At 43.6% G+C, this 3,864-nt stretch carries 3 protein-coding genes; all 3 read left to right on the top strand.

The features are described from left to right. The coding region (locus ACP5KC_RS07235) for a helicase-related protein (RefSeq protein ID WP_428287103.1) at positions 1-1,134 on the top strand (1,134 nt) is incomplete at its 5' end. Next, the gene (locus ACP5KC_RS07230) at positions 1,076-2,119 is read left to right on the top strand and encodes a CRISPR-associated endonuclease Cas3'' (protein ID WP_428287102.1); all 1,044 of its coding nucleotides are present in this window, start codon (positions 1,076-1,078) and stop codon (positions 2,117-2,119) included. The genes ACP5KC_RS07235 and ACP5KC_RS07230, both read left to right, overlap by 59 nt. Continuing rightward, on the top strand, positions 2,085-2,720 hold the full coding sequence (csa3, locus tag ACP5KC_RS07225; protein ID WP_428287101.1) for a CRISPR-associated CARF protein Csa3: 636 nt from the start codon (positions 2,085-2,087) through the stop codon (positions 2,718-2,720). The genes ACP5KC_RS07230 and csa3 overlap by 35 nt, the downstream gene beginning before the upstream one ends. The last annotated feature ends 1,144 nt before the right edge of the window (positions 2,721-3,864 follow it).

Raw genomic sequence — 3,864 nt, 5'->3', positions numbered from 1 at the left:
ATAAAAGAGTCTACTAATAATAACATAATCTTCGTTGATTACGATCCGCGCCTAAGTAGCTCCATTCGAAGTGACTCCTTTTATTTGTTTGAGTTAAACAAGAAACTTATGCCCTTAAATACTGTGGGAATAGAAGAAATGGATGAAGATCACGACAAACTCGCTGAATATGTAATAGACTACGCTGGAAAAGACTTTAAGGTTGCAGTAATAGCGAACACCATTGGTGAAGCAAAGAAGATTTACAGAAAATTAGACGGAAAAGGACTAAAGCCGGTACTGTTGACTTCGCGAATGACACCCAAAGACAGAGAAGACAAAATAATGCACGTAAGAGAAGGCAGCACTCGTGTCCTGGTATCAACGCAAGTGCTGGAAGTCGGGGTTGACCTGAGCTTTGATGTGGTGATCTCGGAACTTTCATCTCCAAGCAGCGTAGTCCAGAGACTGGGTAGATTGGCACGTGGCACGAAGGACGAGGGCTACTGGCTTCTTTTCTACACCGAGAAAACGCTAAAAGATGGTTCCGGCATCTACAATCCCTGCCTTGTTCAATGTACTAAAGATTTCATAGAGAGTGCGCTTAGTGGCGGGAGAAAAATCCATTGGCATTTACCAAAGGTTCATGGAAACGATTTCACAGGCTATATGGAATTAATAGACGATTGTTGGAGTAAATGCTTAAGTGATAAAATTTACGCCTCCAATCCACTATCGGAATACATCTTTTCAAGCCCTTTTATCAGCTCCCAGGACGCAAAGAAACTTATAGGTAATCTTAGAGAGGACAGTCTCTGTACTATTTACTTGCTTGATGAGCACGAGTGTCCAAACACCATCAGTAAGTTCGTGGAAGAAGCCTACTCGAGAAGTATTACTACCGAGTGTGAATTTGCGTTTAACTTCATCAACAGAGCACTTAGCAAAGGGTGCAGAGTAGTAAAAATAGTATACAGAAATGGAGAGGAACTAGAATGTAGTCCTCTTAGCGAATCAGGCCTTAAGAAATTAAAAGATCAACGTATATGGGGGCCTCCACCAGGCTTGATAGCTTTCGGTGTTCCAAAAGAGCTCTATGACGAAGGGATTCACGGTGAGGGACTCAAAGACCCCGAAGAAAACCCGTGTAAGTGAAAAAACCTGCTCGGATCCTATAGCTTGTCACAAACAAGGTTGTAGGGAAAGACTTGAAGAGCATGTGAAATTAATGACCGAGATAATAAAAGGTCCGTTAGCCACACTTGTACTTTACGCAGAGAGAGAGTATGCGCGAGCTACCCAAAAAATGTTGGAAAACGACAAAGAGCTCCAAGACAACCTTAGAAGTGTTTTTGAGAAGCTACTTGAAGATCTGGAGGAGAAAGGTATTCTCAAGATGTTAGTGGCCTTTCATGACTTAGGGAAGTGTACTAGAAATTTCCAGGACAGCCTAGAGAAAAACTGTAGCGCACCGTATCACGAAGCGCTGTCAGCGTATTTGTTATATCACTATTTCGAATGCCTGGCTAGCGTGACAACGGGTTTTAATAATGAGGACCTGAGTAAGCATAGAGTATCTTTGTTAAAGCTAGTTTATCCCTTGATACTCGCGGTGATTTTACACCACCACGCAATGAGAGACCCCAATGAAGTTTTTGATGAGTCACCCCGTGAACTCTCAAAATATGTTACGGAAAATGACACGTCGTGCTTACAAATATGCTCGGAAAAAATCTTTAAAGCGGTCGATTTGAGCCTACCGCCCAATTGCATTGAAGGCGTTAAGCTCGATGAACAGCATTTAAAAGAATTTTTCCGAAGTTTGAAAACACTAACGGGCACCCTTCGTATACTGCCTAGTTTATATAGGGCGGCACTATTGCTAGTGTTACCGCTCAGTATAGCTGACAATCTAGCCGCTTACGTAAATAGAAGTCTTTGTGTACAAGAGAAAACAGACCCATGGAGCTTAGTCAAAAAAGTAATGAAAGATTCAAGGTTTTCAGGATTTGTTCGAGATTTTATAAGTAGCGAGGAACTGAGGAGGCAATTAAGAGGTATTCTCAGAGAGTCTATTGAAAAAGCGATGAGTTCAGGTGGTCAGAGTGGTCGTTTTAGTGGCAACGATCGGATTCGATGAGAAGTTTGTCATTAGGGCCATACTGAGGAATTTAAAAGAACTAGAAAAAATATATCTGGTGACAGCAAGACCTATAGAGGAGAAAGTTGCAAAAGCTATTGACCAGGTAAAGCAGTTCGTCAATGTGGCCTTGCTAGCTCCCGGCTTTAAAGTCATTGTTGAAGTAGTAGATGTAGAGATAGAGGACTTCCCTGGTGCTGTTTCTCAAATTAGAAAGAAATGCTTTAGCGAACCCGACAATTATGTAGTCAGTCTCGGAGGAGGCATGAGAGCTGTCGTGCTTGCAACATTAGCAGCTTTCCTCGTATCTGGTGCAAGGGGAGAAATTGAAGTAGAGCTAGAGAACTTTCGAGGCGTAATCAAATTTAAACCAGAGTTGTTTAAAATTACGAGCCTCGGAGATTACGAGAAGTCCGTTATCTCTAGCTTAACTAAACATGGAAGAGCCACCTACAAAGAGCTACTCGAAGATACGGGTTTGTCGAGAGCAACTCTCTTCAGGGTCTTGAAGAGCTTGAAGCTCAAAGGACTTATCGAAGTACATAGGGAAAATAAAACGTCTTACTACACGCTGACAGATGTAGGTAGAATTTACACTTAATTCACCAATTTTCATATTTTTTGTCGTAAACGACACAGGTTACACGGAGGACTTCGGGGCTCTAAAATGAGCTCAATGATTATAAGTCACCCAAGTAATAACCAGGCGGTCTTATTTGAGTGGCAAGAATGAACAGCCTCTCTCTAGGTCATAATGTTAGCTCGTAGGTGAAACTACCCCAAAGGGCCTAGAGACGTCGGTAGCTGTCGACAATGCTTTATTACGCTAGGGCTGTCCTCCGTACTTGATTGGACTCAGGCAACTGTTACTATACAAAATGTCCTCCATGAATGATCCTGTTTGTCCTAACTTTAACGAAGACCCGAGTCCCAACCAGAGTATCAGCTAGGCCCCATTCATGAAATAGCCCATTGAAGGAACTTGAAGTGACCACATTGCTGGTCGAGCATGGTATCCGGTATAAAACGTTGAATTGAAAGTCTAGAAGCAGATACGTCAACTATTGCCAAATCGCGTGCGGCGAATTATAACCCTCGTAGGTAGTACCATGGCGTGCCACGAGAGATATCAATTAAACGTCTCAATTAAACGGATCGTCTCCCAAAGGGTACCCGCATTGTGGTCGATCTCTCTATACTCAAAACTCGCTGAGACCGAATTCTGCGAACATTAGCATGGTTTCAAGCCTAATGGCCCGGGGTTCGGGCATCTGATCGGTGTTCATGGGTGAGCGTGAGAGACGCGTTCGAAACGTCTTCGGTGCTCTGAGCTCTAGTACCTTCTATCCAGGAAAGAGATAGCGATCATCGAAGGGTCGGTGGACGTCTTGGTATGAGTTCGGTTCTGGCCAGCTGGTGTTCATAGACGTCCCTGCTAATAGCTGCGACTGGAGTCATCGTTGTCCAACACATACTGAAGTCTTTTGTGTCACGTTTGCATGGCAGAGACACACTACTGTGTTAATTGAATTGTGTAGATGTATGTGCTGGAGCTGGGTTCTACTTGGTGGTGGTTTTGCGGCGGCTCAGTGTTATAACCTGGTTATTGATTGATATATAACACATTATATACCTGTTAAGCGGTGTGCCTATAGCTTTGATCTCTGAGACGAGGTCGGAGAGCGAGGTCGACTACGTTAGGGAGGTGGCCTCCCGGGAGGGTGTCGACTACTACCAGCTGAGGC

The organism is Infirmifilum sp. (genome assembly GCF_049970975.1).
GTDB classification, from domain to species: domain Archaea; phylum Thermoproteota; class Thermoprotei; order Thermofilales; family Thermofilaceae; genus Thermofilum; species Thermofilum uzonense.
This window is presented reverse-complemented; position numbering and strand designations above follow the sequence as displayed.